Consider the following 26,965-nt stretch of genomic DNA (forward strand, 5'->3'; position numbering starts at 1 on the left):
TCGACTTTCTTCGACCTCCCCGCGCTGGCTCGCGCCCAAGCCGGCCATCCCAGCTCAGCATGGAGGGACGCCAAATTGATTGTGCCGTAGCGAATTCGACCCGGTGGCAAATGCTATTTGCACAATCCGGCCTACAACTTGACCAATCATGCGGCGTCGTAGTAAAATACAGATGGGTTGGGATGATGACTTGCAACGCGATTTCTTTTCATTCGCTTTGGCTGCGAACGTCTTGCCATGCATATGCGCGGCCAAGTGGCGGGTCGCATGATGAGATGCCTGGTCATCAATTTGGACCGGTCTCCTGGTCGGCTTGCCCATATGACCACCGAGTTTGCACGGATCCAGGTAAAATTTGAGCGTGTTTCCGCCGTTGACGGGATGAAACGGCCGGAGATCGCCGCGATGTCGCGAATCCTGTCACCCACCGAAATTGCCTGCTTTCTGAGCCATAAGGCATGCTGGCACATCATTGCGGAGGGCGACGAAGCCTATGGCGCGGTGTTCGAGGATGACACGGTCTTCACCCCCAAGGCAGGCCCGTTGCTTGCCGACGTCGGCTGGATACCAGCCGACGCAAGCATCATCAAGCTGGAGACGGTCTTCAAAAAGGCCGTGATAGCGATGATGCCGTCGCATGTCGGCTTCAGTTTTTCGGTGGCGAGGCTTTACGGACTGCATCTTGGCGCTGGAGCCTACATCATTTCAAGGAAGGCAGCCCGCGACCTCCTTCAAGCGACTGGAGATTTCAATATTCCAGTCGATCACGTGCTTTTCGACCCCACGCTCGCGACGTCATCATCCGAGACCATCTATCAAATCCTGCCCGCGGCTTGCGCGCAGGGGCTGTTTCTCAAGGACAAATCGATCGAATTGGCGAGCCAGATAGAGCAGGATCGATCGCCGTACCAGATGAAGCGCAATCTCCTTAAAAAGCGCAGAAAAACTCCGTTGACGACCGTCAAGACCGAAGCACGGCGGGTAGGCTTGCAAATCGCCAACATCTGCCGGTTGAGGCTGGAGAAGACGATACCGTTCCACCATCATGGAGCGCGCGTTCGGCGCGGCATGATGGTGATGGAATATCCACACCATCCGGCGCCGCCTAATGCCAATACCAATCTTGATGTACCATCAAATCGATAAGGCCGCCGGAAAGGGTGGCCCGTTCAGCCATTTGACGGTCTCCCCGCGCGCCTTTCGCCATCAGATGAATTGGTTGAAGCGCCTGGGATGGACAGGCCTGTCGATGCGTGACCTGAAACCCTTTCTGGACGGAGAAAGGTCCGGGAGGGTGGTTGGCATCACGTTCGACGATGGCTTTCGCAATGTCCATTCGAACGCGCTTGCGACCCTTCAGAGATGTGGTTTCACCGCAACCAACTACCTGGTCAGCAGGCAGATTGGTGGCTTCAACAAATGGGATGCGGGGCTCGGCATCCCGCACGCCGCCTGCATGTCAAAGGAAGAGATACTGGATTGGGTCCGCTCAGGTCATGAGGTGGGTGCCCACACGTTGGATCACGTTCGCCTCACGGCTGCCGCGCCGGCCGAATCCCGGCGTCAGATCACCGATGTTCGCCACGAGTTGGAAGATCTGATCGGCAATACGGTCGATGCCTTCTGTTACCCCTACGGCGATGTGTCCGAGGAGATCAGGAGCGTGGTTGAGGAGGCCGGCTATGCCAGCGCCACAACCACTCGCGGCGGCAGGGCGCGGTCGGAAGACGACAGGCTGCTTCTCCCACGGATAGCAGTGCGCCCAAACGACGGCATCTACAGAATCCTGCGCAGGTGGCTCACCGGCTGATTGCTGTCGCCGTTATCGCACATCGCCCGAGTGGAATGTGCAAGCTGGCCGGATCAAGGAACTGTTTGGCCCGATTTCGGTTGTCGGCCGTGGTAACGTGGTTCCAGCAAGGCACCTGATGAGCAAAAAGGACACATGACCGACAAGAAGCGCGGTTCACTGCGCAAGATGGTGAGCGGCATCGTTGCGGCAATTGCCGCCGCTCCTGATCGCGCATCGGAGCGCGGCGGTACCACAGCTGCGTCACTCGTTGCCGAATGGCCGCTGCCGCCATCGGCGACGCTTGGGTCCTCCATGCGCCTGAAGGGGATCGAACGCGAAATCAGGGCCAGACTGCCGTGGACGGTGAGGACGTTCGCCAAGGCCGAGACGGGCCGAATCGTCTTGCGCATGGTGAAAGCCGACGCGGATGCGTTCCAGGCCGTCTCGGCAACCATTGCCAGCACACTGGAAGGGATCGAAGCGCTGCCTGTGCTGCCGCGCGAGGCCGAGGACATTCTCACCATCTCCGCCCGCGAGCGTCACAAATGGCTGAAGGACGGTCGCCTGAAAAGCATCGGCACGCGCACCGTGAAGATGCGCGGGCGATCCAAGGCCGTGACCTTCCACGTCTTCGATCCACGGCACATCGAGGACATTCTCGATCGTGACCTGGCGACCGCCTGGCGGGAGGAGGATGCGCGCGAAACCTCCGAAAACAGACGGCGCGGCGCCGGCAAGGCCGCGCTGACGCGAGCCGGCAAGCGGAGCGGCAAGGCCCGCAAGACCAGAAATCCAGGTGGGGATGATGCGCCGAAGCTGGAAGGCTGGGACACATTCGAGGCCGAAGGGCTGCTGCGCTAGGTCAATTCCAGGAAAAGCGTCCAACGGCTTTCAGCCTACGGATATTTCGCCTTGTCCGGGCCGCCCGCCCCCAGGTCACCCTGCAATTCCTTCGGCAGCGGCAGGCTCGAACATTGCAGATGCACGTCGCGGGCGAGCAGCTTTCGCTGCTTCTGCTCGTGCTCCTTGGTGGCCGCTATGATACCCAAACCATAGGGGCCAAGGGCGACGAATTCCCAACCCGGATGCGTTTTTTCGCGGACCGCGTAGTCCGAGGCCGCCGCCCGGGCTTGCTGGCATTGCGGCGTTGCCCATTTCTGGTCCTGCTGCGAAAGCGAGGCTCCATAGTCCACCGGAGAGGTCGCGCATCCAGCCATCGTCGCGGCCAGTGCGGACATTGCAATTGTCATCGCAATTCTCATCCCGAAGCCCCTTGCTGTCGCCGTCCCGCTCTCGGCAGGCTTGCCCGTCGTCGTGCCCGCGCCAATCACGTATCCGCGATGTCTCGTCCAAGCGCTTGCCATAGACCTCGCTCCGTGTCGATCTTCCACGGTCAGAATCGAGCTGCGTGCCCGGAACCAAATGACAGGCGAGACTGTTCAGTTGTGACTTTGACACAGCGCTGACGCGCCTGTCCGGTCGGACAAGCGGCAATTTGAGGAGCTTTTATCATGAAAATTTCATCTGGATTTCGCTCGATAGCGGCTGCCGCCATCGCCACCGCGGGCATCGGCTTTGCCACCGCCGCGCATGCCGATAGCGGCACGATCCGCTTCTCCGTCTACAAGGCGGCCTTCTTCGTCGGCGGCTCCGGAGGCGAAGGGACCTTCACCTTCCATGGTAAAAGCTATCCCATCTCGATCGGCGGCGTCTCGGGCGGCCTCGCCTTCGGCGTCTCCAAGACCTATTTCCGCGGCACCGTGCGCCATATCAGGCGCGCCCGGGACGTGACCGGCGTATATGGCGCGGCCGGCGGCGGCGGCACGCTCGGCAAAGGGGCCCAGGTGATCGTGATGACCAACGACAAGGGCGCCCAGCTCGAGCTCACCGGCAAACAGGTGGGCCTGCAGGTCAACGCTGACCTGAGCGGGATGGCCATCTCACTGAGATAGGCTGCCCGCCGGAGCGCGTCGCCACCGACCATGCGGCGCGCTTCGGCGCACATTCCAAAAGCTGGAATCAGCTCCGCAAGCCCGGCGCTTCCTGTCCGGTGCGCTCGACATATTCGGTGTAGCCGCCGCCATAGGTGTGGACGCCTTCAGGCGTCAGCTCCAGCACGCGATTCGACAGCGCGGCCAAAAAGTGCCGGTCGTGCGAGACGAACAGCATCGTGCCCTCATATTGTGACAGCGCCTCGATCAGCATCTGCTTGGTGGTGATGTCGAGGTGGTTGGTCGGCTCGTCCAGCACCAGCAAATTGGGCGGGTCGAACAGCATCAGCGCCATCACCAGCCGCGCCTTCTCGCCGCCTGACAGCACCCGGCATTTCTTCTCGATCTCGTCGCCGGAAAAGCCGAAACAGCCGGCAAGCGCCCGAAGCGGCGCCTGGCCGGCCTGCGGAAAATTGTCTTCCAGCGTCTGGAACACGGTGCGCTCGCCTTCCAGAAGCTCCATGGCGTGCTGGGCGAAATAGCCCATTTTCACGCTCGGTCCCCGCGCCACCGTGCCGGCATCGGGGTCGGAGGCGCCGGCCACCAGCTTCAACAGCGTCGATTTGCCCGCGCCATTGACGCCCATGATGCACCAGCGCTCGCGGCGGCGGACCTGAAAGTCGAGCCCTTCATAGATGGTGCGGCTGCCATAGGCCTTGTGGACGTTCTTCAGGGTGACGACATCCTCGCCGCAGCGCGGCGCCGGCTGGAACTCGAAATTCACCACCTGGCGGCGCTTGGGCGGCTCGACGCGGTCGATCTTATCGAGCTTCTTCACCCGGCTCTGCACCTGCGCGGCATGGGAGGCCCGCGCCTTGAAGCGTTCGATGAAGGCGATCTCCTTGGCCAGCATCGCCTGCTGGCGCTCGAACTGCGCCTGCTGCTGCTTGTCGGCGATCGCCCGCTGCTGCTGGTAGAATTCGTAATTGCCGGAATAGGCGGTGAGCGAGCCGGCATCGATCTCGACGATCTTGTTGACGATGCGGTTCATGAACTCGCGGTCGTGCGAGGTCATCAGCAGCGCGCCGTCATAGCCTTTCAGGAACTGCTCAAGCCAGATCAGGCTTTCGAGATCGAGATGGTTGGACGGTTCGTCGAGCAGCATGACATCGGGCCGCATGAGAAGAATACGGGCCAGCGCCACGCGCATCTTCCAGCCGCCCGACAGCTTGCCGACATCGCCGTCCATCATCTCCTGCGAAAAGCCGAGACCGTCCAGCACTTCGCGCGCGCGGCCATCCAGCGCATAGCCGTCGAGTTCCTCGAAGCGATGCTGCGCCTCGCCATATTTCTCGATGATCTCGTCCATCCGGTCGGCCTGGTCGGGATCGGCCATCGCGGCCTCTAGCTCCGCCATCTCGGCCGCCACGTCGCTCACCGGTCCGGCGCCGTTCATCACCTCGGCCACCGCGCTGTGGCCCGCCATGTCGCCGACATCCTGGCTGAAATAGCCGATGGTAACGCCGCGATCGACCTGCACCTGGCCCTCATCGGGCTGTTCCTGGCCGGTGATCATGCGAAACAACGTCGTCTTGCCGGCGCCGTTGGGGCCGACAAGGCCAATCTTCTCGCCCTTCTGCAGCGAGGCCGACGCCTCGATGAAGACAAGCTGACGGCCGTTCTGCTTGCCGATGTTTTCCAGTCTGATCATGGGAATTCCAGCCGCGATATCTGCGATGATGAGGATTTGCCCGGCGCCTTACGCGAATGATGGTGCCGGGGGAAGAGGCAGAAGCGCCGCAGCGGTCAATCAGGCATCGTGCAAGGGCGGCGGCGGGTGCCCGCGATAAGACAGGAAGATGGCGCAAACGGTGGCCGATCGCGTCACTTGATCGCCCCAATCGCATATCTATCATCCGCAGGGGCAACCGGGTGGGTTTCATGGGCGCGTCGCTGTCGAGGGTTTCGGCTCTGCTGCTGGTGGTGTTCGTCGCGTTGCTCGCCGGCACATCGGCGGGCCGCGCGGGCCTTGCCATGAGCCAAAGGTGCGACGGCAGTTGCGCCGACACGCTGAAGGCATGGCTGGCGGCGGAACAATCGGCATGGTTTCCGGTGCTTGCAGGCCCGGCCGAGCGCTTCGAGGTGGCAGGCGGCCAGACCGCCTGCCCGGCCAGGCAAGGCGCGCAGCCCATCGTCCACGCGATCGTGCTTGCGCCCTACTACCGCCACTTCATCGAACTGCCAGGCACGCAGAACGACGCCGTGTTGCTCAAGGCGCTGTTCGAGAAGCGCGGCGTCGCGCCTGAGAACCTGCATGTCATGAACGGAGACGCGGTGACGCGCAAAGCCGTGCTCGACGTCATGCGCTCGACCGTTGCCTGCGCGCGTGAGCGCGACCAGGTGGTGGTGAGCTTTTCGGGCGGCGCGGGCTCCTACATGAAATGGGGCACGCACGCGAACGCCGCGGCCTTTCTCGAGCGGCGTTGCTCCAATCCCTCGCTTGCCGCCGAGACGCGGACCGAACTGTGCGCGGATACGGTCAGGGACGCGGTGTCGGAGCGCTTTCTCGAACTCGAGAAAGACTTCAACGAGCATGTGCTGTTCACCTCCGACGCCGTCATTGTCAGCCACGAGTACATGGCCGAGGGCTCGGCCGTGAGCGGCATACGCACCAGCGAGCTGTCGAATTTCGCCATCCAGCTCCAGAACCGCGGCGCCGACGTCATCTTCATTTTCGACACCAACTATGCCGAGGATTTCAAGCTACTCGAACAGAATGAAGCCGCCCGCTACAAGGCGAGGTGGCATTGGCAGCGCGGCGACGCCACTGCCCCCCCGCCCGCCGACGCCATCGAACTGTTCGGCGCGGGCGAAATGGCGGCGCTCTATGCCACGCGAGCGAACGAACTCGGCTATGAAACCAGCCACACCGGCGATGTCGTGCTGGGCGAGCTGACTTTTGCCGTCTCGCAGGCGCTGCGCAGCAACCCCAGCCCGACGATCGAACAGCTTGCCCGCGAGGTCGACCGCACCATGGCCGAGCAAAAGCGGGACCAGATGCCGGTATTCGAGGCGACCAACCCAAACCTGCGCTTCCTGGCGACGCGCGACGAGCCGCAATCCAACCCCGACCGCATCGAGGTGATCAACCCCAAGCTCAGCCGCGGCGCCACGCCGATCCATGATCCGCAAATGGACATCGTGGCGCGCTACAGCGGGCCAGGACCGGCGGGTTTCGCCTCGATCGATGGCGTCAATGTCGAGATCGACGCCAACGGCCAGTTCCGACGCCCGGTCAAGCTCGAAACCCGCGGCGAGCTGCCGATCCGCGTCTATGGCCGCGATGCCTCGCTGCTTGCCGAACGGCGGCTTCTGTTCGGCGAGAGCGAGACCGTGGCCTCGCTGGCGCCGGTCGGCCGACGGCTGGCGCTGGTGATCGCCAACCAGCACTATCTCGATCCCGCCTTCCCGACGCTGCGAACCCCCATCGATGACGGCAAGGCGGTGGCGCGGTTGCTCGCCCAACGCTTCGGCTACACGACGACGCTGACGATGGCGTCGGGGACGCAGCGCAGCCTGCTGCTGGTCGACGCCACCAAGGCCGACATCCAGAAGGTGCTATTTGATCTGCGCAAGTCGCTGACGGCTGAGGACCAGTTGCTGATCTACTACGCCGGGCATGGTCAGACCGATCAGGAGAACACAGCCTATTGGGTGCCGGTCGACGGCGATGCCAGCGAGGATTTCACCTGGGTGCGCGCTTTCGAGATCACCGAGGACCTGCGCAAGCTCGCCTCCGGCTCCGTGCTGCTGATTTCGGACTCCTGCTATGCCGGCGGCCTGTCGCGCGATGCGATGAAGGCGCCCGTGGGCCCGCGCGAGCGCTACCTTGCCAAGTCGACCCGCTTCAAGGCGCGCCAGCTGATCGCCAGCGGCGGCGACGAGCCGGTGCAGGACGGCGGTGGCGGCAATCACTCGCTGTTTACCCGCGCCCTGCTCGAAGGGCTCGCCGAAATGCCCGACAAGGTCTTCACCGCCAACGAGCTGTTCGCCGGCAAGCTCAAGCCGAAGGCCATCGAATATGCCTTCGCGACATCGGCCAACGGCCAGACGCCTGTCTTCTATCGCATGATCCAGGCCGGCGACGAGCCGGAGTCCGAATTCGTCTTCGTCGGCAAGTGAGCCGCCGGCGTCCGTGAGGCGTTCCCTGGCAGCCCTCGCCCCTGCCCGCGCCTCATAAAAATCGGCGGACGGTCGAAATCCGAGCCTGTCGAACGACTTCGGCGCGGTGGCCCGCACGGCCCGACCAGCAACGCCAACAGGACAGGACCATGGCAATGGCCAAGATGCTCGTGATCTACAAAACCCCGGCCGATCCGGCCGCCTTCGACCGGCACTATTTCGAGATTCACATACCGCTGGCCAAGAAGCTTCCCGGCCTGCGGCGCTACGATGTCAGCAGGCGGCCCATCGTCAAGCTTTCGGCGGGCGAGATGCCTTATCTGGTGGGGACATTGTATTTCGACAGCCTCGACGACATCCGAGCCGCATTCGCCAGCAAAGTCGGCGTTGCCTGCGCCGCCGACCGGCGGATATTGGCCCCGGGCGACGACGATTTGACGATGCTGCTCTTCGACGCCGACGAGGTGTGAACCCGGCCTCCAGACACACTCCAGAAACAAGATTCAACATCCGGGAAAAACTGGCGAAAAGATCGTCTGCGATAAGGATCCCGTGGCGGACGGACAGCGGCCGCCAGACAACGCAACGGGATCTTGCCTGCGATGCAACGACGTTCGACCAGATGGATGGGTGCCCTGACAGGCATTTCGCTTGCCATGCTCGCGGTCGCGCAGTCGGGCGCGGAGGCGGCGGTCACCCGGAGCGAATATTGCAGCCGGCTTGGGCTTCAACTCGACGGAGCCATCCGGACCCAGGCCGAACCCGGTGCCAGTGCGAGCCAGATCGCGCAGGCAACGGCGCTGCAGGACAAGGCGAACCGGTTCTGTAGCGAGAGCAAGCAGGCGCAAGGCATCCGCACTTACGCCAACGCCCTGAAACTCCTCGGCGTGACGCCGGTCGACCTCAACCAGTGACGACAATCATCAACCCTGAAGGAAAGCCCATTATGAACAAGCCTCTCCTCTCCGCTCTCGGTCTCGCCATCGCGCTGGGTCTCGCAATGCCGGTTGTCGGCACCGCCAATGCTGCCGCCACGACCACCACCGCGACGACCGCTCCGGCGACGACGACCGCCCCCGCGACCACAACCGCCCCCGCGACCACGCCGGCGGCCGTAGACGCGGCGAAGACGCCGGTCAAGTCGGCCGCGCACAAGCGTCACCGGCACCACAAGAAGCACCACAGGCATGTGCGCAAGCACGCTCACCGGCACGCGGGCAAGAAGCACGGCCACAAGCACGTCGCCAAGAAGCACGTCGCCCGGAAGCACCACCACAAGAAGCACGATCACAAGCACGCCAAGGCAGCTTGAGCTGCTCTGATCTCTCTTTTCTGACTTCCTCCCGGGAAAAGGCCGCCACTCGCAAAAAGCGAGGGCGGCTTTTTCTTGTCCATAAGGCCGGGCTTCGCTTATTTCTCGCCCAGATACTGGAAGACCGCCTGCTTCCACCAGTCGCTTTCCATGGTTTGCAGCAGGGCGACGTCGAGCGGCTTGCGCAGCCGGCTGCCGAGAGGCAGCGCGATGGCATATTGCTGCTGGTCGAAGGTCGCGTCGAGAACCCGCAGGCTCGCGCCATAGTTCTGTCCGACCAGCCAGCCAAGCAGCGGCTTGTCATGGACCAGCGCATCGACCTTGCCGGCGCGCAGCGTGTCCAGGCCCTGCTGGATGGTGTCAAAATCCTGATGGCGGATATGGGTCGAATCCAGATAGGACGCCGTCGAGGAATTCCGCACGGCGCCGACCCTGACCGTGCCGAGGTCGCTTTCGCCCTGCACCATGCCTTCCATCTGCGTCACCGTCAGCACCGATGTGACGCCGGCGGTGAACACCGCGATGGCGATGATCGATCCCATCATCCACAGCGCGGCGAGCACGCGTCCCGGCACGGTTCGCGGGCCGAAATCGCCGGTGCTGGCCTGGGTCGCGGCAATCGTCGACCACCACATGCTGGAAAACAGGCCCTTGGCGACGCCGCCGCCGAAATCGTCATTGTGGCGGCGTTCGAACATCCAGATCAGGACGCCGACCACGACCGAGATGACGACCAGCGCCAGCACCGCCTGCAGGAAACCGAACGAGGTCAGCGCGTGCAAAATCGGCCGCCATGACGGCTGGCTGTTGAGCGGTGTGGCGATGCCGAGCCCGGTCGTGAAAAAGGGCTGCGTGAAATCGATGGCCTTTTCGCGGTCGGCCGTGACCGTGATCGCAGCCATCGCCACATCGAATTTGCCGCTGGCGACCCCATCGATCTGGTCCTGCACGCCAGGCACTTCGACATAGTGGAAGCGAAGGTTGAGCCGCCCGGCTATTTTCTGCCAGAGGTCGATGCTCAATCCGGTCCAGGTGCCGTCCTGCAGCTTGAAGGCGAAGGGCGGCGCGGCCTTGATCCCGACCGGTATGTCCTTCGATGCCAAATCCGCCGGTAAAGACAGCTCGGCGGGTGTCTGTGTCTGGGCGGCCGCGGCGCCCGCCCCGACACACGCGGCGACGGCAACGAGGATCACCGCCATCATCCACGAAGCAGCACTTCTCAACGGTAAAACTCCCGGCGACCCTGCGCCGCGCGATCTGGTCGCGGCACGGAAAGGTAGCCGCCATGCCGCCCTTCGTCCACCCGCCATCTCAGCGGGAGGCGATGCGCGGATGCCAGGCGGGATTGATGCAAAAACAATCAGTTGGCACAATTTCCCGATTCAGATGCTGAACGCCGTTACGCGATACCGAGTGCCGCCCGAACCTCTGGCCCGCTCATGCCGCTGTCAAAGACAGCCGTGCCGGGATCGAAGCGGCGGGCCAGCGCCAATCGGCCGGCCACGACCGGATCGAAGCCGGCATCCACCACCAGCCGGGCCGCGAGGGCCACGGCCTCTTCATCATCGCCGGCGAGCGGGATGCCGATCCTGTCGCCGGCCCGATGCGCCTGCGACCGGAGCGTCGTCCACATCACGGTGCTGAAAGCGCGCACCAGTTTGGCACGCGGCAGCAGCGGCGCCACGGCAAAGGCCACGCCGTCCTTTCGTGCTAGCGCCGCGTCGCCGAAGGCGCCGTCGCGCGGTGGATCCGGCACGGTGGCGTCGAGCAGCACCTTGTCGCCAAGTGCCGCCTCGATCTCGGCCGCGACATCGGGCCATGCCCGGAACGGAATGGCGGCCAGCACGACATCCGCGCCGGCGACCGCATCGACGGCTGGGCTGGCACCGGCCTTGCCGCCGAGTTCCGCCAGCATCGGCCGCAGCCGTTCGGGATGCCTGACGCCGAAGGTCACGTCATGTCCGGCCTGCGCCCACAGCCGCCCGACCGTGCCGCCGATCATGCCCGCGCCGAGAATTCCTATTTTCATCCTTGCCTCCTGTTCAACAGGCGTCGTCACCACGGCAATCCTGCCGTCACCACGGCTATCCTGCCGTCACCACGGCACTCTTTTGCCGTCGCGGAAAAAGCCGCCGGTCGGGCCGTCATCCGGCAAGGTCGCGGCCCAGACGATGCCGGCCGCCCCTTGCGTCACCGGGCGCCCGCCCGGCCCGCCCATGTCGGTGGCGACCCAGCCCGGGCAGATCGCGTTGACGAGCACGCCCGAGCCGCGCAGTTCCGCCGCCAGCACGCGGGTCAGCGCATTGAGCGTCGCCTTCGAGGTCGAATAGGCCGGCGCGCCCGCCCCCATCGAGGCCAGCGAACCGCCTTCGGACGAGACATTGACCAGCCGGCCATGGCCGCCTGCACCAAGCAGCGGCGCAAAGGCGGAAGCCACTCGCCAAGCACCGAAGACATTGGTCTCGAACGCCTCGCGAATGACGGTCCAGTCGGGCCGCGAGGCGCGCGAGCCGGTGTCGTAATGGATGGCGGCATTGTTGATCAGCACGTCGAGCCGGCCGAAGCGGCGTTCGACCTCGTCGGCTGCCCTTGCCGCAGCGTCAGGCGCGGCGACATCGAGCGCGATGGCTTCGACAGCGCCACCGAGCCCCTTGGCCGCCGCCTCGCCCCTGGTAAGATCGCGCACGCCAAGCAGAACGGTGAAGCCGAGTGCCGCGAGTTGCCGGCCGGTTTCGAGCCCGATGCCACGATCGCCGCCGGTGACGAGGGCTACTTTGTCGGTGTTCATGGGAAATGCCTCTTTGTCAGTCATCTCGGGGAAAATGGCATGGGCGGAATTGTTTTATTAGATGGTGGAGATCGCAGTCATCATGCGACAACACGCATGAGTTGATGCGCGGGAATCGGGTGTCGGCGGCCGTCGCCCCATGCGATTGTCGATCCATCACGAGGATCGACCATGCTCACGCTTCAGGATTATCTGCCGTCGCAGAACGGCTGGAAAGTCCGGGTCCTGCTCGGGCTGCTCAAAATCCCTTACAACACGCGCATGGTCTCGATCTTCGAGGGCGAAAGCCATACCGACGCTTTCCTGGCGCTCAATCCGGCAGGCGCTGTTCCCGTGCTTCAGCTCGATGACGGCACCGCCATTGCCGAATCCAATGCGATCCTCACCTACCTCGCCGAAGGCACGCCCCTGCTGCCGCCGGACCGCTTCAGGCGTGCCAAAATCATGCAGTGGCTGTTCTTCGAACAGTACAATGTCGAACCCGTCATCGGCTCGTTGCGCCTCTGGACCTTGACCGGACGGCTCGAGCGCAACCAGGCCATGGTTGCCGGCAAGCGCGAAGCCGGCGCCCGCACGCTCGCCGCCCTGAACCGCAGCCTTGGCGAGACGCCTTTCCTCGCCGGCACCGGCTTCACCATCGCCGACATCGCCGTCTATGCCTACAGCCATCGCGCCGAGGATTGCGGCTTTTCGCTCGCGGACTATCCGGCGTTCCTCACCTGGGCCGAGCGCGTGGCGGACGCCATCGGCCAGGGCTATCCAGTCCATCCCTACAGCATCGACCCGCATTCCGGGGCCTGAAGGATCTACTTCTTCCCCTGCGGATAGATCGTCTCGCCGCGCATCAGCATCGCCACGAAGGTCTCGATCTTCTTCTTGCGGCCAGCCTCGGTCTTCATGTAGTGGGTGCGGAAGGCAAGCGAGAAGCGGTTCTGCGCGCTGAGTTTTTCGAGCATCGCCTTCGCCGCCGGCTCGGCGTCGATCGCCGCCTGCAAATCGCTTGGGATTTCCATCTCCTTGCCGCTGCCATAGGCGCGCGCCCAGCGCCCGTCGGCCTTGGCCGCCTCGACTTGGGCCAGCCCATGCGCGGTCATGCGGCCCTCCTCGACGAGGCGCGCGACATTGTCGACATTGATCTTGCTCCAGATGCTCTTCTTGCCGCGCGGCGTGTAGCGCTGGAGAAAACTGTTCTCGTCCAGCCCCTTGCGCACCGCGTCGATCCAGCCGAAGCACAGCACGACGTCGATCGCTTCCTTTGGCGTGATCGATTTCAGGCCCGACCCCACCTTGTGCACCTTGATCCACACCTCGGTTTCCGTGGCGTGGTGCTGGCCGAGCCAGGTGTAAAAACTGTCCGCGTCGGGGAATTCCCTGACCTTGTCGGGATCGACCTTGACCGGCGCCATCAGTGGGCCTGCCAGTTCGGTGCCGTAGTCGCTGGCGTCACTGTCATCTGCCTCCGGCCTCGTTTCAGCTCCCGGCATCATGGCATGGCCCACTGCCAATTTTCGTCAGCAGCGGAACCCTGCCCTCGCCTGGAACGCACCAACCATCGCCGCGTTGCGACTGGAGTGCAATCCGTGGAGGTCCCGATGGCGATCCAAACCGTTTTCGCCCATGTCAGTTGCTCCGATCTCGAGCCCAGCATCGGCTGGTATGAAAAGCTCTTCGGCAAGCCGCCATTGCGCCGGCCGATGCCCGGCCTCGCCGAATGGCAGTTCACGGAAAGCGCGGAAGTGCAACTGTTCGAGGACAAGGAAAAAGCCGGCACCTCGACGCTGACGCTCGGCGTGCTGCCGCTGGCGCCCGAGCGGCGGAGACTGGTCGATGCAGGCCTCGACCCAGGCCCGATCGAGGAAGCCGACCATTTCTGGATCATGCGCATGCGTGATCCCGACGGGAATCTCGTGGTGCTTGCGAGTGCCAAGCGGGAATAGGGCGGAAAAGCGTGCAATCTTCTAAAGAAGCCCTCTCGTCCAGGCATTCAGAATTCGCTATATGTAGCGCATGGCCAAGACAAGCGCAGCATCATCAAGTCTAACAGTCCGCAACGCGAAGACGGGAAAGTCGGTGGTTGTCCGTGGCGCCGGATCGCTGAAAGGTAGCAAGTTCGCGATCAAGAAGAGCGTAGACCTGACGAAGCCTATCGCCGAGCAAGCCCTCAAGGGCGGTTCTCAAGTTTCGAAACACGCGGCCAAAGGCTGACCCGTGCCGGGCATTCTGCTCGACACACATGTTCTCTATTGGTGGTGAGCGAGACAGAACCGCTTTCGAACGATGCGCTGATAACCATCGGCGAAAACCAAGAGACCGGCACCCTTTATGTCTCGCCTATCACAGCGTGGGAGTTGGCAATCGCCGCGCGAAAGCCTGCCCATAAGAATCCGCCCGATCTTGGCGCCAATTCTCCTGCGCGCTGGTTTTCAGCAGCTGTCGAAGCCACAGCCGCGAAGATCATTCCAATCAAACAGCGGATAGCCATCGAAGCAGCCGCCGTGGTCACTGCGACGGCGCACAAAGACCCTGGTGACTGCTATCTTATCGCCACCGCTCGGGTGCGCAAGATTCCGATCATGACGCGAGACGGCGTGATGCGAGGGCTTGCCGCGCCGGACTATCTGCAAATCCTCGACTGCTGACCTCCCCCTGCCCCTCACCAATCCATCGGCATCTCCGATAGCACCATCGGTTTCTTCCGTTTCCGCTTTCCACACCGACCTGCCAATCCCCTGCCCGTGTCCATCCAGACAAAGGCAGAGCGGATATGAGCACTTCCAACCAAAAGATCCTGATCGTCGGCGGCGGCTCCGGCATGGGGCTGGCGTTGGCCAGACGCTGTGTCGAGGCCGGTGCGGACGTCACCATCGCCGGGCGCGGCGAGGACAGGCTGCGGCGGGCATGCGAGGCGCTGGGCAATCCCGCCGGCCTGGACGTGGCCGTCGTCGACATCACGCGGGAAGATCAGGTCGCCGCGTTGTTCGCAGGGATCGGCGGCCTCGATCACATCGTCAGCACCGCCGCCGACATCGAAGGCGCCTATGGGCTGCTGCCTGAACTCGACCTCAAGGCGGCGCAACGCGTGGTCGACGGCAAGCTCTTCGGCCCGTTGCTGCTCGCCAAGCATGGCGCGCCACGGCTGGCGGCGGCCGGCTCGATGAGCTTCGTCTCCGGCATTGCCGCCTATCGGCCGGCGGCGCGCGGCTCGGTCGTCGCCGCCGTCAATGCGGCGCTCGAAGGGCTGGTGCGGGCGCTGGCGATAGAGCTCGCGCCGATCCGCGTCAACGCCGTCTCGCCCGGCTGGGTCGACACCGAAATCTGGGCGCAGGTTGCCGGCGACAGGAAGGCCGAGACGCTGGCGGCGATGGCCGAGCGCCTGCCCGTCGGCAGGATCGGCCAGCCCGACGATATCGCCGACGCGATTTTGTTCCTGATCGGCAATGGTTTTACGACCGGAACGACGCTGCATGTGGAGGGCGGGCATCGCCTCGCCTAGGCAGAAGCGCCGCCCGCTCAGGAATTGTTTGGAAACAAGACCTTGGCGCGGTTCGCCGATTCAAGACCTGAATCGGCCCCCACCCGTTGGGGCGCCAGCGTTTCGCGCGCGGCGGCGAGAAATTGCCGGAGTGCCGGCGGTTGGACGCGCCGGCGCCGCCAGATCATCGTCAGTGGCGCCGTCCGCATCTCACCGGGCCATGTCAGTTCGGTGAGATCACCACGCGCCAGCGCGTCGCTGACGGCCAGACGTGGAACGAGGCCGAGCCCCGAGCCGGCCGCTACCAGCCGCGCGATGGCGCCAATGCTGCCGACTTCGGCGGCGAGTTCCGGCGCGCCGATGCCCGCTTCGGCAAAGGCGGTGTCGAACATGTGCCGGTAGATGCATCCAGGCTCCGTTGCCACGAAACGCCTTGCCGCAAGCGCGGCCAGGTCGCATGGAGCCAAGTTCTGCCCCGGCGCGGCGACAAGTACGAGCGGTTCGGCCGCTATCATGTGCCTGGCGAAGCGTTGATCGGCGCCGTCGTTCGAAACGTCGCGGCGATCGAAACAGAAGGCGACGTCGATGTCGCCATCCTCGAGCTGGCGCAGCAGCGCGCCGCTATCAGCCACTTTCAACCGCACGGCGATGTCGGGATGGCTCGCCTGGAACCCCGGCAGCCAGGGCGCCAGCCGGACCGAGGCGATCGTTTCCAGCGCGCCGATGGTCAGCGCGCCGCTGGTCTGCTCCGCTGCCGCCTGAACGGCGGCACGCGCCTCGCCATCGAGCCGCAGCAGTTCCTCGGCGATGGGCTTCAGCGCCAGCCCCGCCGGCGTCAGTTCCAGGCCTGACTTCAAGCGCGTGAACAACGCAGTCCCAAGTTCGGCCTCCAGCGACTGGATCTGGTCGCTGACGCTCGACTGGGCGAGGTGCACCGCCTCGGCGGCGCGCGTGACGTTGCGGCTCAGCGCCACCGCGAGGAAGGTCTTGAGCAGTCTTGGATGCATCGCCTGGCCGAAATCGCCCCGCCCTATTGCAGCTGCGGCTTCTTCAAAAAGCTGCCGCGGTCGGCGGACTTGACGCGCAGCCAGGTTTCGCGGCCGTCGCGCACCACCCGCATCGGGATCTCGGCCCCGGCCGAGCCGCTTTCCCACAGTTTGCGATAGAAATCGGCGAGCCCGTCGACCGCGCCGTCGCGCACCTCCGAAATGACGTCGCCTTCGCGCAGGCCGGCCTTGGCGGCGGGGCCGCCTTCGGTCACGCTCATCACCACCACCTTGCCGTCGCTTTCGGCCGACAGCGCGCCGAGCCACGGACGCGGCGGCTTGGCCACCTGGCCGCGCGTCAGCAAATCGTCGAGGATCGGCGGCAACAGGTCGATGGGCACCACCATGTTGATGTCGGCGACCTCGCCGGCGCGGCTCATCTGCAGGCGCAGCGAACCGATGCCGAGCAGCGCGCCCTCGGCGCTGAACAAGGGCGCACCGCCCCAGGATGGATGGGCCGGCGCGATGAAGATCGCTTCGTCGAGCAGATACTCCCAATAGCCGGCGAATTCCTGCTTGGTGACGATCTTGGCCTCGACCGCCCGGCCGATGCCGTCGGCAAGCACAACCGCGTCGCCGATCCTGGCCTTGCCGGCATCGCCGAGCGCCACGGCCGGCAGGCCGGTCGGCGCCAGCGCCTGGACGAGGCCGAAGCCCGATTCCTGGTCGTAAGCCAGCGCGTGCGCGGGGATGACGCGGCCGTCATGCGCGGTCAGCCAGACTTCCTCCGCCTCGGTGATGAGATAGCCGATGGTCAGCACCAACCCGTCATCCCTGATGACGACGCCGCTGCCTTCCCTAAGCGTGCCCAGCGCCCCGGCCGTGAAGGCATCGTCGGGAACGGTCGCTCGCACGGCAACCACGGAGCGCGGATTGGGATTGGTGGTCATGGTTTTGTCCTGCGATGCGAATGCCCGGCGGCTTCCTCTATAGGTATGCCGCTGAGAGGAAGGCGCAAGGGGTGGCGCTTGCCTTCTCCCCTTGTGGGAGAAGAAGATCCGACGTCCGTGCTGACATCGACAATAGTTCAACGCAAGTTGAACTTCCCGCTCCCCCACCCTAGTTCTAGCGTATCTGCCTAACCCCATTCTTCCTCCCCGCCATCCCGAGGCCCCGCATGACCGATTACACCCCGCCGAAAGTATGGACCTGGAACAAGGCCAATGGTGGCACATTTGCCAGCATCAACCGCCCGATAGCCGGTCCGACGCATGACAAGGACCTGCCCGTCGGCAAGCACCCGTTGCAGCTTTATTCGCTGGCGACGCCGAACGGCGTCAAGGTGACGGTGATGCTCGAGGAACTGCTCGCGCTTGGCCACAAGGGCGCCGAATACGACGCATGGCTGATCCGCATCAACGATGGCGATCAGTTCGGCAGCGGTTTTGTCGAGGTCAATCCCAATTCCAAGATCCCCGCGATGATGGACCACAGCGGCGGCACCCCGGTGCGCATCTTCGAATCCGGCTCGATCCTGGTCTATCTCGCCGAGAAATTCGGCGAATTCCTGCCCGTCGAACAGCCGGCGCGGGCGGAAGTGCTGTCCTGGCTGTTCTGGCAGATGGGCTCGGCGCCCTATCTCGGAGGCGGCTTCGGCCATTTCTACGCCTATGCGCCGGAAAAGTTCGAATATGCCATCGACCGCTTCTCGATGGAGGTGAAGCGCCAGATGGACGTGCTCGATCGCCGGCTGGCCGAAACCGACTATCTCGGCGGCAAGGATTATTCGATCGCCGACATGGCGGTCTGGCCCTGGTATGGCGGGCTGGCGCTCGGCCGGATGTACAATGATTCCGCCGATTTCCTGTCGGTGCAGGAGTACAAGAACGTGCAGCGCTGGGCAAAGGCGATCGATGAACGCCCCGCGGTAAAGCGCGGCCGCATGGTCAATCGCGCCTTCGGCGAACCGGCCATGCAGTTGCACGAACGCCATGACGCCAGCGATTTCGATACGAAGACGCAGGACAAGCTGGCCGCCGAATAAATTCCACCTTGGTGGGCGTCAAAACAAAAGCCCATCACCGGTCCGACCGGTGATGGGCTTTTTGCTTCGCATGAGACGGATCAGTGAAGAACTTCAACGATCTGACGGGTGTCGGGGTCGACCAGTACGGTCTGATCGTTGATCACCGCGACGCGGTACTTGACGTTGGGAACTTCACGCAGTTCGACCTTGTCCGGTACCGACGAACCCAGCTTGAGCTCCACGCCCAACAGATTCACCGACGCCAGCGGCTCCTTCTTGACGTATTCGCGAACGACCGTCTCCTGTTCCGGCTGCACAACGATGGTGTCCGCCATGGCGGCACCCACGCCGCCCAACAGGACGATCGCAGCCGCGGCACTCGTAAGATAATGTTTCATAACAACCTCCATGATTGGATATTTCGCTCCGCCTCGGAAAGAACTCCCACGCAACTCGGAGGTTCCATTGCTGCTTGTGAAATAAGTGCGGCGAGAAACCAGAAACATGCCACATTTTGTTATGCATGCATGCGAAGATAATCACTGACATGATTTTCATGCCAGCCAGAACTTCTTCCCGTTTCAGGAATAGCAAAAAGCATCAGCGCTTTGCAGCACAAGCAATGCAGCCTTCGTCTGGATCATCCGCTCCTTAGCAACAACTACGTATAGCGAAGAGTGTCGTTCCAAATGCTCTACCGGCCTTCAAAAAAGCCCGCCCTGCCGGGAGCAGAGCGGGCTTCAATGGATCGGTGGAGGTGGCGCCTCACCGGTCGCGGCAGGAAAACGCACGCACCGCGGCTTCGTTCCACCATGCCGACGCGATTTGGCGGAAGGGGCGCAACGCTCGACATGCTGCTGGAGTACGAACTCTTCGCTAGAACCGGACGCCGTCCCGATGGAGCGGCGGCACCGGGTTGACTGCATCCGGGCTAATCGCGGCGTCTTGCGCGCGCCTGTAGATCAACCCCACGACGAGCACGAAGTAGCCGACCTGCAGCACGACCAGGACCACCACCGTCCACGCAAGCGCCACCCACAACGACCCGGTGGCAATATAGGTCCACACCGCGACAAGGATCGTGGTCGCCGACATCCCGACGAGAAATGGCCCAAAATACATCGACCTTCAAGATCGCCGAACCCGTTTCGGTCCCGGCGACTCCCCTGCCCAAACACCACACCCGCGCACAGGCTTCCATTATTTTAGCAATTACGCAAGTATGGCGTCCGGCTGGGCCTCCATGTAGAAGTTTATTACGGGGCGGCGCCGACAGGAGCAGTTTGATGCTCGCGAACCGCGATATGCGGGAAAAGAAGTCCGGTGGGGATTGAATATGACGCTCAAGCTTATCGGGGTCGGTTTCGGCCGCACCGGCACATGGTCGACCTTTGCCGCGTTGAACAAGCTCGGCCTGCCCTGCTACCACATGCAGGAAGTGATTATAAACAAGGCCAATAAGGGCCATCTCGATTTCTGGCGCAAGGTGGCCAACAGCCCGCCCGGCTCCCAGCACGACTGGAACCGCGTGTTCGCCAACTATACCGCCACCGTCGACAATCCAGGCTGCTGCGTCTGGAAGGAATTGATGGCTTCCTATCCCGATGCCAAGGTGCTGCTTACGCTCCACCCGCGCGGCGCCGAAGCCTGGTATGAAAGCACCATAGATACGATTTACTTCACCAAGAACGTCTGGCAGTTCAAGATCCTGGAATGGCTGACGCCGTTCGGCCGCAAGTTCGGCGACATGTCGAGTAAGCTGGTCTGGGGCCGCACGCTGGCCGGTGTCATGGGCGACCGTGACAAGGCGGTAGCCCGCTATAACGCCTATGTCGACGAAGTGAAGGCAGCCGTGCCGCCGGAAAAATTGCTAGTCTTCAAGGTCAGCGAAGGCTGGGGCCCGCTCTGCCATTTCCTCGACGTGGCGCAGCCGAACGAACCCTTCCCAAACCTGAACGACCGCGAAACGATCAAGAAGATCATCCGCGACATCATCAAGGGCTCCTACATCATGCTGGGGCTGACGGCGGCGGCCATCGCGGCGGCGATCGCGGCATTGTGGTGGTGGCTGGGGTAAGGGCAGCCGCGGCTTTCTCGCAATTTTGCGCTTGCCTTCCCTGCCGGGCGGTCACCGGCCCATGCCTATCCTGGCAGGCTTTTGCCCCCTCTCAACCTTCAGGCGAGACGGATCGTTACATATTGATTGGATAAAATAGCGGAACGTCCAATGGACATTGCCGGAACCGAAGAGGGCCTCTCGGACCTTTGCGCGCACACCCCAAGACCTTGGTCCTACAAGGAAAACCGCACGGTTCGATCCGCGGCACTCAGGCCCGGTCGGTAAAGAGGCTCCAACACTTTCCATACCGAGCATCGCCATGCCCACAACGCCCGCCTGGCGGTTGGCCGATCATGCCCGGCTAGAATGCCGGACCTCGCCACCCTTGCCTATTCCGCTTTCGCGGAAGTTTCGGCCGGCATGCGATGTGCGATGGTGCTCTTGCGGCGGTACGAGCCGCCCTGGTTGACGCGGGCGCCGAGCACACCCCAACAATGCGCCCCCCGTCCGCGTCGGCCAGGCGCTCGGCGCGCAAAGCGCTGCCCACTCCATCGCCTTCGATCACCGGTCTCTGCTTGATCAGGCTGCGGAGATGATCCGGCGGTTCCTCGACATGTTCCCGATTGCTACAATGCAACATTGACAGAGAACCAAGATGTGTCACGATGATGGCGATATATAGGGGAGAGCTTTTGATCATGAAGAAGGTTTATGAACGGCCCGTCCTGGTCAAGAAGGGCAATCTGAAGTCTATCGTGGCTACGGCCTCGCCGCCGGTGCTCCCGGAATAGGTCAGCAGGTCGGCGTCAGGGCACTCGGGACCATTTTCCAACAGCACTCTTCAAAGTGTGCAGGCGGTATATCGCTCCAGGCATTTGGGCGGCGCGTGAGCGCCGAGATTAATTACGGACCCTTCAACGAGCCCGATAAAGTACCAGTGTCCGATTTGTCACGGTCGCGATCGGTATGGCTTGAACCATCCCGTCGAGACATTGACAGCAGGCAACGCTATGGCACACTCCTAACGGGATATAGTGGAGAGCCTGCATCATGAAGAAGCTTTATGAACGGCCCGCTCTGATCAGGAAGGGCAATCTGAAATTGATCACGGCCGGGACCAACGGCACGGTGGTGATCTCAAAATCGCCGCCCACCTGATCAGCCGGCCAGCACCAGGTCGTCCACGACCATTTGCCAGGTATGTTTCGTCGAGAGACGGACGCGGGTGACTTCTCCAAGCATCGGCGCGTAGTGCAGCGGCGTGAGCGCCGACAGCACCACTTCATCGCTGGCGACCAACCGGTCGCCGAGCCAGCTTTCGATCAGCGCCGTTTCCCCTTCCGCCTTCAGCCACGCAACACTAAGCAGCACCGAGTGGAAGCCGAATGGCGTCTCGCGGCTGAACTCGGCCGGATAGCCGCTGCTTGTATAGGCGACGTGGTCGCCCGAGACATTGCCGTTGACATAGCCCTCGCTGTCCTTGGTGTGGTCCTTCGCCATGGCGTTCAGATTGCGCCAGTCGAGCCCGGCATGGCCGCATGGGATCTTGCGGAAGCCACGCCCGGTGACGTCGTCGAAGCCGATCATACGCGCCGCCGCCTCGTCGGCCAGGGCTCGGGGCGAAAGCAGCCCGAGATCGGTCGGGTAAGGCGACAGCGCCAGCCGGCGGTCGAGCCCGCCGCCGCTGATCACCACCATGTCGGCCTCGCCGGCAAGCTCGAAGCGAAAGGCCAAAGCCGGCGCCAGCGTGTGGCGCTCCAGCACCTGCCCGTTCGCCATCACCGATAGGGTCGCGCTGTCGGCCGCCGCCATCCTGCCGGCCAGGGTGCGCACCGGCGCCAGCCCGACCGGGCGTGGCAGATCCCGCGACACCAGCCCGGCGGGTGAGCCGGGCGCCAGCTCGAACTGCATCGACTGCGTGTCGTTGGCGCTGGGCGAGCGCCAGCCCGGCGGCACCGAAACCGAGAACCGGTAGGCGCCGGGCAAGCGCAATGCGGCCTTCACCGCCGACGTCGACATGGTGAAATTGGCATAGCCGGCATTGTTCGTCCTCGACGACGCGACGAAGCCGCCCTGCCCGTCGAACAGCCGCACCATGATGCCGGCCATCGGCCGGTCGGCCACGCCGTAGCTGCCGTCGCGGTCGACATCGAAATAGACGAAGGACGAATAGTTGACGGTGCCCGTGCTGCGGCTCCAGTCGGTGCGCACCGCATAGTCGTTGGCGGGGTTGGCCCGGCGCAACGCTCGGCGGCTGAGGTGCCGCCGCCGCAACAGCCAGATCACTGCGACGGCGGCGGCAATGATCGCCAGCGCCGCGACAAGGAGGCCGACAAGAGCGGGATTACTCATGGCGGACCGGCTTCGCTGGCGGCCGCTCGCCACTTGTCAGAAATGCAATTCATCAAGCAGCCCCCTTGCCGATCCGATCCAGCTTAGCCCGACGGGTGCCCCGCGCAAAAGGGTAGCACGCGGTTAATGCCCGGCAGGCGTGACATGCCTCACCCCAATTCCACCCAGACCGGCGCATGGTCGCTGGCGCCGTCCTGCCCGCGCACCTCTCGGTCTATCCCCGCCCCCTTCAGCCGCCGCGCCAACGTCTTCGACAGCAGAATGTGGTCGAGCCTCAATCCGGCGTCGCGCGGCCAGCGGTTCCGGCGGTAATCCCAGAAGGTGTAGAGCGTCTCCTTCGGATATTTCTTGCGCAACGCATCGGTCCAGCCTTGATCGAGCAGCGCGGCGAAGGCGGCGCGGCTTTCCGGCTGCACCAGCGCGTTGTCGTCATAGGAGCGGGTGGCGTAGATGTCGCGCGGCTCGGGCACGATATTGTAGTCGCCGGCAAGCACCACCGGCAGGCCGGTGTCGAAGAGTTGTGCCGCATGCGCCTCCAGCCGCGCGTGCCAGGCGAGCTTGTAGGCGAATTTCGGCCCCGGCTGCGGATTGCCGTTGGGCGCGTAAAGGCAGGCGATGACGATACCGTTCACCGCCGCCTCGATATAGCGGCTCTGCCGGTCGGCATCGTCGCCCGGCAAGGCATCGCGCGTCAGCACCGGTTCGGCCCCCCGCGCCAGGATCGCGACGCCATTCCAGGTCGGCTCGCCCTTCCACACCGCGCCATAGCCGGCATCGGCAAGTGCGGTGCGCGGAAACTGCGTGTCGCGCGCCTTCAATTCCTGCAGGCACACGACATCGGGCTTCGCCGCCGCCAGCCAGGCCAGAAGGTTTTCGAGCCGGCTGTTGATGTTGTTGATGTTGAAGGTGGCGATTTTCATCGGTGCATGAAGCAGGAAGCTGAGGTGGGGAGCAAGAGAGCGGCCGGATGCGGCGCCTGGGCGTTGGCAGCCAATATGACCAACGTCAGTGCTGCCCCTCATCCGCCTGCCGGCACCTTCTCCCGTATAGTGACGGGGAGAAGGGAGCTGCCGGCAACGCCGCGACCTTCCTGCAATGTCGGCGATTGGCGAAAGCGGCCATGACAGCGTCTTTCTCCCCGTCACTATACGGGGAGAAATGCCCGGCAGGGCAATGAGGGGCGGCGCCAACGTCCGGGAAAATGCGAAAGCCCGCGGCGCGCTCTCCTAAACCCTACCCACCCAAGCCTTCACCGTCTCCGCCACGGTCTTGAAATGACCCGCCGTCGAAAACCCCGACACACTCTTGCGCGGTTTCAGATCGTGGTCGCCGTCCTCCAGCCAGATCACTTCGATCGCATCGGAAAGGCCATAACCGGCCACTTCGTCCGGCGCACCGAATTCGTCGCGCGTGCCCTGAAATATCAGCGTCGGCGTCTTCAGCCCCAACAGATGTTTGGTTCGCAGCTGCTCGGGCTTGCCGGGCGGATGGAAGGGATAGCCGAGGCACAGCAGGCCAGCGATCTCGCCCTTGGCTGACATTTCGTCGGCGACCATCGAGGCGACGCGCCCGCCCATCGACTTGCCGCCGATGATCAGCTTGCCCGTCACGCCCCTCGCCCGGAGATCGGCGATCGCCTTGATGTATTCCGGGTTCACCGTCTCCGCGCGCGGCGGCGGCTTGCGCTGGCCGTAGCGGCGGGCCGCCATGTAGTGGAACTCGAAGCGCGCGACCTGAAAGCCCACGGCGGCCAGCGCCTTGGCGGTGGCGGTCATCGAGGGAGAGTCCATGGAGGCGCCCGCGCCATGCGCGAGCAGGATGGTGACGGGGGCGGTGTCGTGGCCGTCGAAGAGGAAGCTGGTCATTGAACAGAACTCCGGTCGCTCGACGTTGGTGACCCCTTCTCCCTTGTGGGAGAAGGAAAGAACCCTCACCCGGCCGACTTCGCCAACTGCATATCCACGAACTGCACGCCCCTGGCCGCCACGCCGGCCCATTCCGACTCCGCGTCCAGTTCGAGATACCGCACCCAGAGCCGCCGCGCCTCGGGCAAATTGCCGGCGTCGAACTCCAGCCGCGCCAGGTTGAACACCGGATCGGCATAAGTCCTGTCCAGCGCGATCGCCTTCTGCAAATGCCTTCGCGCCGAGGCGTCGCGGCCCTGCTCGCTCATCAGCCCGGCGAGGTTGAACCAGGCTTCGACGAAGGCCGGGTCGAGCTTTATCGCCCGGGCGTAGTCATGCGCGGCTTCCGCCACGCGCCCGGCCCCGCGCAAACAGTTGGCGCGGTTGAAGGCGGCGATGGCGTCGGTCGGGTCGATCGCCAGGCAGCGCTGGTAGAGCGCGGCGGCGCCGTCATGGTCACCGTCCTCCTCCGCCGCTTCAGCTTCGGCGAACAGATCTTCCAGCGTGTCGTCACCGATCGTGGCGGCGCCCAGATCGAACAGCAGCTGCCCGTCGAGTTCGCTCTGGCCGCCGTCGAGATAGATCGCGTCGGGCCGGCCAAATGCCGAGCCGACATTGAGCGACTTGGCGGTGAGCGAGGCGACCGGACCGGAGCGGTGGACGGAGCGCGCGATCGCGCCCCATGTGGCGCCGCCGGCGATCAGCCCGGCATATTTGCGCGCCAGGATGAGGTCCCGGAAGGAATAGGGCTCGCCATCATGTTCGAAGGCATCGAACAGGCTGAGCCGGTCGAGATCGGCGCCGGACAATCTGGACTGGTCGATCAGCGACTGGCGCGACAGCGAAGACGCCCCGGGCGCTTTGATCAGCCCGAGCAGCCGCAGGAACCCATTCTCGCTCATAAGAACGCGACCGGCGGCGCGCTCGGCGTCGAGCCGGCGTTCGATCTCGCTATCGCTGTGTTTGGTCAGCCCAACCTTGGTCAGCCCCGCCTTGGCCAGCCCCGCTTTGACCAACCCAGCCTTGGCCAGCAAGGTCCGTCCGAACACGACATGCGTGGTGCGTCGGCTGACGCCGCGCCTGAGATGGCCGTGCTGACGCTCCACCTCGCGCGCCGCGAGCCGGAGCGGAAACGCCGCCAGCGCGCCGACCGTGCCGAAGACGGCGCCGGCTGATGCCGTCATTTCTTGCTCTTGCCGACCGCCTTGAGCAGACTGGCCTTGAGCGGATTTTCAGGAGCAGCGCCGCCCGCGGCCGCCTTCTTGGCGGCGGGCTTGGCGGCCTCGTCGGCCTTGCTCTTCGACTTGGCCGGCGGCTTCGACTGCGACAGGCTGGCCTTCAGCGCATCCATCAAATTGATGACATTGCCGCGTTCCGGTGCCGCCGCGATGATCGGCTTGTGGCCCTTCAGCTTCTCGCGGATCATCGTCATCAGTGCGACCTCGTAGCGGTCCTCGTAGTTCTTCGGGTCGAAGGTGGTTTCCTTCTGCTTGATCAGCGCTTCGGCAAGCTGGAGCATTTCGGGGTCAGGCTTGCCGGCCGGAATGTTGCCGAAATACTCTGCCGTGCCGCGCACTTCGTTCGGGTTCCTCAACGTACACACGAACATGCCGTTCTCGCGTGCGCCGATCGTCACCACGCGCTCGCGGCTGGACAGCACCAGCCGGGCGATGGCGAGCTTGCCGGATTTGCGCATGGCCTCGCGCAACACGGCGAAGGTCTCCTCCGCCATCGCCCCGTCGGGCGCCATGTAATAGGGCGCGTCCTGGTAGATGACGTCGACCTCGTCCTCGTCGACGAAAGCCTCGATGTTCATCGTGTGGTTGGATTCGATGCGCACCGCGTCGAGGTCGGTGTCATCGATGATGATGTACTGCTTGTCCTCGTATTCGTAGCCCTTGACCAGATCCGCGCGCTCGACGAGCCCGAGTTCAGGATCGACTGGCTTCATGTTGATGCGGTTATGGGTCTTCTTGTGCAGCTGATTGAACGAGATGCGTTCGCTGGCGCTGGTGGCGGGGTATAGCCGCACCGGACAGCTGACGAGACTAAGCTTGAGATAACCCTTCCAACTTGCCCTGGGCGCCATGATGAACTCCTACGCGGCCACGCACTGACATTTTAGCTCGGGCATGATCTCTGGACAAACGGAAACCGTTTG

The 26,965-nt window shown here is 63.8% G+C and carries 31 protein-coding genes; 16 read left to right on the forward strand and 15 right to left on the reverse strand.

From position 1 onward, the window contains the following. Positions 1-270: 270 nt before the first annotated feature. The 3 genes from FJ948_RS23935 (at position 271) to FJ948_RS23945 (ending at position 2,653) form a co-directional block, all read left to right on the forward strand. Entirely contained in the window at positions 271-1,146 is an 876-nt protein-coding gene (locus FJ948_RS23935) for a glycosyltransferase family 25 protein (protein ID WP_140709094.1), read from the forward strand. Beyond that, a complete protein-coding gene (locus FJ948_RS23940; protein WP_140708799.1) occupies positions 1,109-1,810 on the forward strand; it encodes a polysaccharide deacetylase family protein in 702 nt (233 codons plus the stop codon). Before FJ948_RS23935 ends, FJ948_RS23940 begins: the two co-directional genes overlap by 38 nt. Before the next feature lie 135 nt (positions 1,811-1,945). Further along, positions 1,946-2,653 (forward strand): hypothetical protein, encoded by a 708-nt coding sequence (locus tag FJ948_RS23945; RefSeq protein ID WP_140708801.1) that lies wholly within the window; start codon positions 1,946-1,948, stop codon positions 2,651-2,653. 35 nt (positions 2,654-2,688) lie between these two features. Here the strand turns inward: FJ948_RS23945 and FJ948_RS23950 are convergent, their stop codons facing one another. Next, a complete protein-coding gene (locus FJ948_RS23950) occupies positions 2,689-3,054 on the reverse strand; it encodes a hypothetical protein (protein WP_140709096.1) in 366 nt (121 codons plus the stop codon). 249 nt (positions 3,055-3,303) lie between these two features. On the opposite strand from FJ948_RS23950, the gene FJ948_RS23955 reads away from it, so the two are divergent. Continuing rightward, on the forward strand, positions 3,304-3,744 hold the full coding sequence (locus FJ948_RS23955; RefSeq protein ID WP_140708803.1) for a hypothetical protein: 441 nt from the start codon (positions 3,304-3,306) through the stop codon (positions 3,742-3,744). 67 nt (positions 3,745-3,811) lie between these two features. Here FJ948_RS23955 and FJ948_RS23960 read toward each other — a convergent pair whose 3' ends face one another. After that, the gene (locus FJ948_RS23960) at positions 3,812-5,434 is read right to left on the reverse strand and encodes an ABC-F family ATP-binding cassette domain-containing protein (RefSeq protein ID WP_140708804.1); all 1,623 of its coding nucleotides are present in this window, start codon (positions 5,432-5,434) and stop codon (positions 3,812-3,814) included. 230 nt (positions 5,435-5,664) lie between these two features. On the opposite strand from FJ948_RS23960, the gene FJ948_RS23965 reads away from it, so the two are divergent. From FJ948_RS23965 to FJ948_RS23980, 4 genes are all read left to right on the forward strand, one after another. Next, on the forward strand, positions 5,665-7,905 hold the full coding sequence (locus FJ948_RS23965; protein ID WP_181173793.1) for a caspase family protein: 2,241 nt from the start codon (positions 5,665-5,667) through the stop codon (positions 7,903-7,905). 155 nt (positions 7,906-8,060) lie between these two features. After that, positions 8,061-8,375: an EthD family reductase gene (locus tag FJ948_RS23970; protein ID WP_140708808.1), complete on the forward strand. Its 315-nt coding sequence runs from the start codon at positions 8,061-8,063 to the stop codon at positions 8,373-8,375. Between the two features lie 156 nt (positions 8,376-8,531). Continuing rightward, positions 8,532-8,819, forward strand: a complete 288-nt coding sequence (locus FJ948_RS23975; protein ID WP_140708810.1) for a hypothetical protein — start codon at positions 8,532-8,534, stop codon at positions 8,817-8,819. A 32-nt stretch (positions 8,820-8,851) separates the two neighbouring features. After that, positions 8,852-9,217 (forward strand): hypothetical protein, encoded by a 366-nt coding sequence (locus FJ948_RS23980; RefSeq protein ID WP_140708812.1) that lies wholly within the window; start codon positions 8,852-8,854, stop codon positions 9,215-9,217. Positions 9,218-9,315: 98 nt separating this feature from the next. Here FJ948_RS23980 and FJ948_RS23985 read toward each other — a convergent pair whose 3' ends face one another. From FJ948_RS23985 to FJ948_RS23995, 3 genes are all read right to left on the reverse strand, one after another. Then, positions 9,316-10,440: a transporter substrate-binding domain-containing protein gene (locus tag FJ948_RS23985; RefSeq protein ID WP_246677599.1), complete on the reverse strand. Its 1,125-nt coding sequence runs from the start codon at positions 10,438-10,440 to the stop codon at positions 9,316-9,318. A 176-nt stretch (positions 10,441-10,616) separates the two neighbouring features. Next, complete coding sequence (locus FJ948_RS23990; protein ID WP_348643024.1) at positions 10,617-11,279, reverse strand: NADPH-dependent F420 reductase; 663 nt, start codon at positions 11,277-11,279, stop codon at positions 10,617-10,619. A gap of 33 nt (positions 11,280-11,312) precedes the next feature. Beyond that, positions 11,313-12,005: an SDR family NAD(P)-dependent oxidoreductase gene (locus FJ948_RS23995; protein WP_140708816.1), complete on the reverse strand. Its 693-nt coding sequence runs from the start codon at positions 12,003-12,005 to the stop codon at positions 11,313-11,315. A 171-nt stretch (positions 12,006-12,176) separates the two neighbouring features. Between FJ948_RS23995 and FJ948_RS24000 the strand changes: the two genes are divergently transcribed. Beyond that, the gene (locus FJ948_RS24000; RefSeq protein WP_140708818.1) at positions 12,177-12,806 is read left to right on the forward strand and encodes a glutathione S-transferase family protein; all 630 of its coding nucleotides are present in this window, start codon (positions 12,177-12,179) and stop codon (positions 12,804-12,806) included. 5 nt (positions 12,807-12,811) lie between these two features. Here FJ948_RS24000 and FJ948_RS24005 read toward each other — a convergent pair whose 3' ends face one another. Next, the gene (locus tag FJ948_RS24005; RefSeq protein WP_140709100.1) at positions 12,812-13,411 is read right to left on the reverse strand and encodes a YdeI/OmpD-associated family protein; all 600 of its coding nucleotides are present in this window, start codon (positions 13,409-13,411) and stop codon (positions 12,812-12,814) included. Between the two features lie 186 nt (positions 13,412-13,597). Here FJ948_RS24005 and FJ948_RS24010 point away from each other — a divergent pair, with 186 nt between their 5' ends. The 3 genes from FJ948_RS24010 to FJ948_RS24020 all read left to right on the forward strand — a co-directional run bounded on the left by FJ948_RS24010 (position 13,598) and on the right by FJ948_RS24020 (position 15,498). Next, positions 13,598-13,942 carry a VOC family protein gene (locus tag FJ948_RS24010; RefSeq protein WP_140708820.1) on the forward strand — a complete coding sequence of 115 codons (345 nt, stop codon included), beginning with the start codon at positions 13,598-13,600 and terminating at the stop codon, positions 13,940-13,942. 312 nt (positions 13,943-14,254) lie between these two features. Then, positions 14,255-14,644 carry a PIN domain-containing protein gene (locus FJ948_RS24015; RefSeq protein ID WP_181173795.1) on the forward strand — a complete coding sequence of 130 codons (390 nt, stop codon included), beginning with the start codon at positions 14,255-14,257 and terminating at the stop codon, positions 14,642-14,644. Between the two features lie 125 nt (positions 14,645-14,769). Beyond that, complete coding sequence (locus FJ948_RS24020) at positions 14,770-15,498, forward strand: SDR family oxidoreductase (RefSeq protein WP_140708824.1); 729 nt, start codon at positions 14,770-14,772, stop codon at positions 15,496-15,498. Positions 15,499-15,515: 17 nt separating this feature from the next. On the opposite strand, the gene FJ948_RS24025 is transcribed toward FJ948_RS24020, so the two are convergent. Beyond that, positions 15,516-16,484 (reverse strand): LysR family transcriptional regulator, encoded by a 969-nt coding sequence (locus FJ948_RS24025; protein WP_140708826.1) that lies wholly within the window; start codon positions 16,482-16,484, stop codon positions 15,516-15,518. A 23-nt stretch (positions 16,485-16,507) separates the two neighbouring features. Beyond that, complete coding sequence (locus tag FJ948_RS24030) at positions 16,508-17,413, reverse strand: S1C family serine protease (RefSeq protein WP_140708827.1); 906 nt, start codon at positions 17,411-17,413, stop codon at positions 16,508-16,510. A 227-nt stretch (positions 17,414-17,640) separates the two neighbouring features. Between FJ948_RS24030 and yghU the strand changes: the two genes are divergently transcribed. Beyond that, positions 17,641-18,507 (forward strand): glutathione-dependent disulfide-bond oxidoreductase, encoded by an 867-nt coding sequence (gene yghU / locus FJ948_RS24035; RefSeq protein WP_140708829.1) that lies wholly within the window; start codon positions 17,641-17,643, stop codon positions 18,505-18,507. Between the two features lie 80 nt (positions 18,508-18,587). Here yghU and FJ948_RS24040 read toward each other — a convergent pair whose 3' ends face one another. Together FJ948_RS24040 and FJ948_RS24045 are read right to left on the reverse strand one after the other, a co-directional pair. After that, entirely contained in the window at positions 18,588-18,887 is a 300-nt protein-coding gene (locus tag FJ948_RS24040; protein WP_140708831.1) for a DUF1236 domain-containing protein, read from the reverse strand. 478 nt (positions 18,888-19,365) lie between these two features. Further along, positions 19,366-19,611: an exopolysaccharide production repressor protein gene (locus FJ948_RS24045; RefSeq protein WP_140708833.1), complete on the reverse strand. Its 246-nt coding sequence runs from the start codon at positions 19,609-19,611 to the stop codon at positions 19,366-19,368. Between the two features lie 214 nt (positions 19,612-19,825). On the opposite strand from FJ948_RS24045, the gene FJ948_RS24050 reads away from it, so the two are divergent. The 3 genes from FJ948_RS24050 (at position 19,826) to FJ948_RS30465 (ending at position 21,706) form a co-directional block, all read left to right on the forward strand. Then, positions 19,826-20,566, forward strand: coding sequence for a sulfotransferase family protein (locus FJ948_RS24050; RefSeq protein WP_140708835.1), 741 nt, complete (start codon positions 19,826-19,828; stop codon positions 20,564-20,566). A 680-nt stretch (positions 20,567-21,246) separates the two neighbouring features. Next, positions 21,247-21,339 carry a putative RiPP precursor gene (locus FJ948_RS30460; RefSeq protein WP_210242282.1) on the forward strand — a complete coding sequence of 31 codons (93 nt, stop codon included), beginning with the start codon at positions 21,247-21,249 and terminating at the stop codon, positions 21,337-21,339. Between the two features lie 259 nt (positions 21,340-21,598). Continuing rightward, a complete protein-coding gene (locus FJ948_RS30465) occupies positions 21,599-21,706 on the forward strand; it encodes a putative RiPP precursor (RefSeq protein WP_210242283.1) in 108 nt (35 codons plus the stop codon). Here FJ948_RS30465 and FJ948_RS24055 read toward each other — a convergent pair whose 3' ends face one another. The 5 genes from FJ948_RS24055 to FJ948_RS24080 all read right to left on the reverse strand — a co-directional run bounded on the left by FJ948_RS24055 (position 21,707) and on the right by FJ948_RS24080 (position 26,893). Next, positions 21,707-22,900 (reverse strand): hypothetical protein, encoded by a 1,194-nt coding sequence (locus tag FJ948_RS24055; protein WP_140708837.1) that lies wholly within the window; start codon positions 22,898-22,900, stop codon positions 21,707-21,709. Between the two features lie 149 nt (positions 22,901-23,049). Continuing rightward, a complete protein-coding gene (locus FJ948_RS24060; RefSeq protein ID WP_140708839.1) occupies positions 23,050-23,820 on the reverse strand; it encodes an exodeoxyribonuclease III in 771 nt (256 codons plus the stop codon). Between the two features lie 306 nt (positions 23,821-24,126). Next, positions 24,127-24,765 carry an alpha/beta family hydrolase gene (locus FJ948_RS24070; RefSeq protein ID WP_140708841.1) on the reverse strand — a complete coding sequence of 213 codons (639 nt, stop codon included), beginning with the start codon at positions 24,763-24,765 and terminating at the stop codon, positions 24,127-24,129. A 65-nt stretch (positions 24,766-24,830) separates the two neighbouring features. Beyond that, on the reverse strand, positions 24,831-25,988 hold the full coding sequence (locus FJ948_RS24075) for a tetratricopeptide repeat protein (protein WP_140708843.1): 1,158 nt from the start codon (positions 25,986-25,988) through the stop codon (positions 24,831-24,833). Continuing rightward, on the reverse strand, positions 25,985-26,893 hold the full coding sequence (locus FJ948_RS24080; RefSeq protein WP_140708845.1) for a Ku protein: 909 nt from the start codon (positions 26,891-26,893) through the stop codon (positions 25,985-25,987). The genes FJ948_RS24075 and FJ948_RS24080 overlap by 4 nt, the downstream gene beginning before the upstream one ends. Positions 26,894-26,965 lie beyond the last annotated feature (72 nt).

It is taken from the genome of Mesorhizobium sp. B2-3-12, assembly GCF_006442205.1.
In the GTDB taxonomy this organism is placed as follows: domain Bacteria; phylum Pseudomonadota; class Alphaproteobacteria; order Rhizobiales; family Rhizobiaceae; genus Mesorhizobium.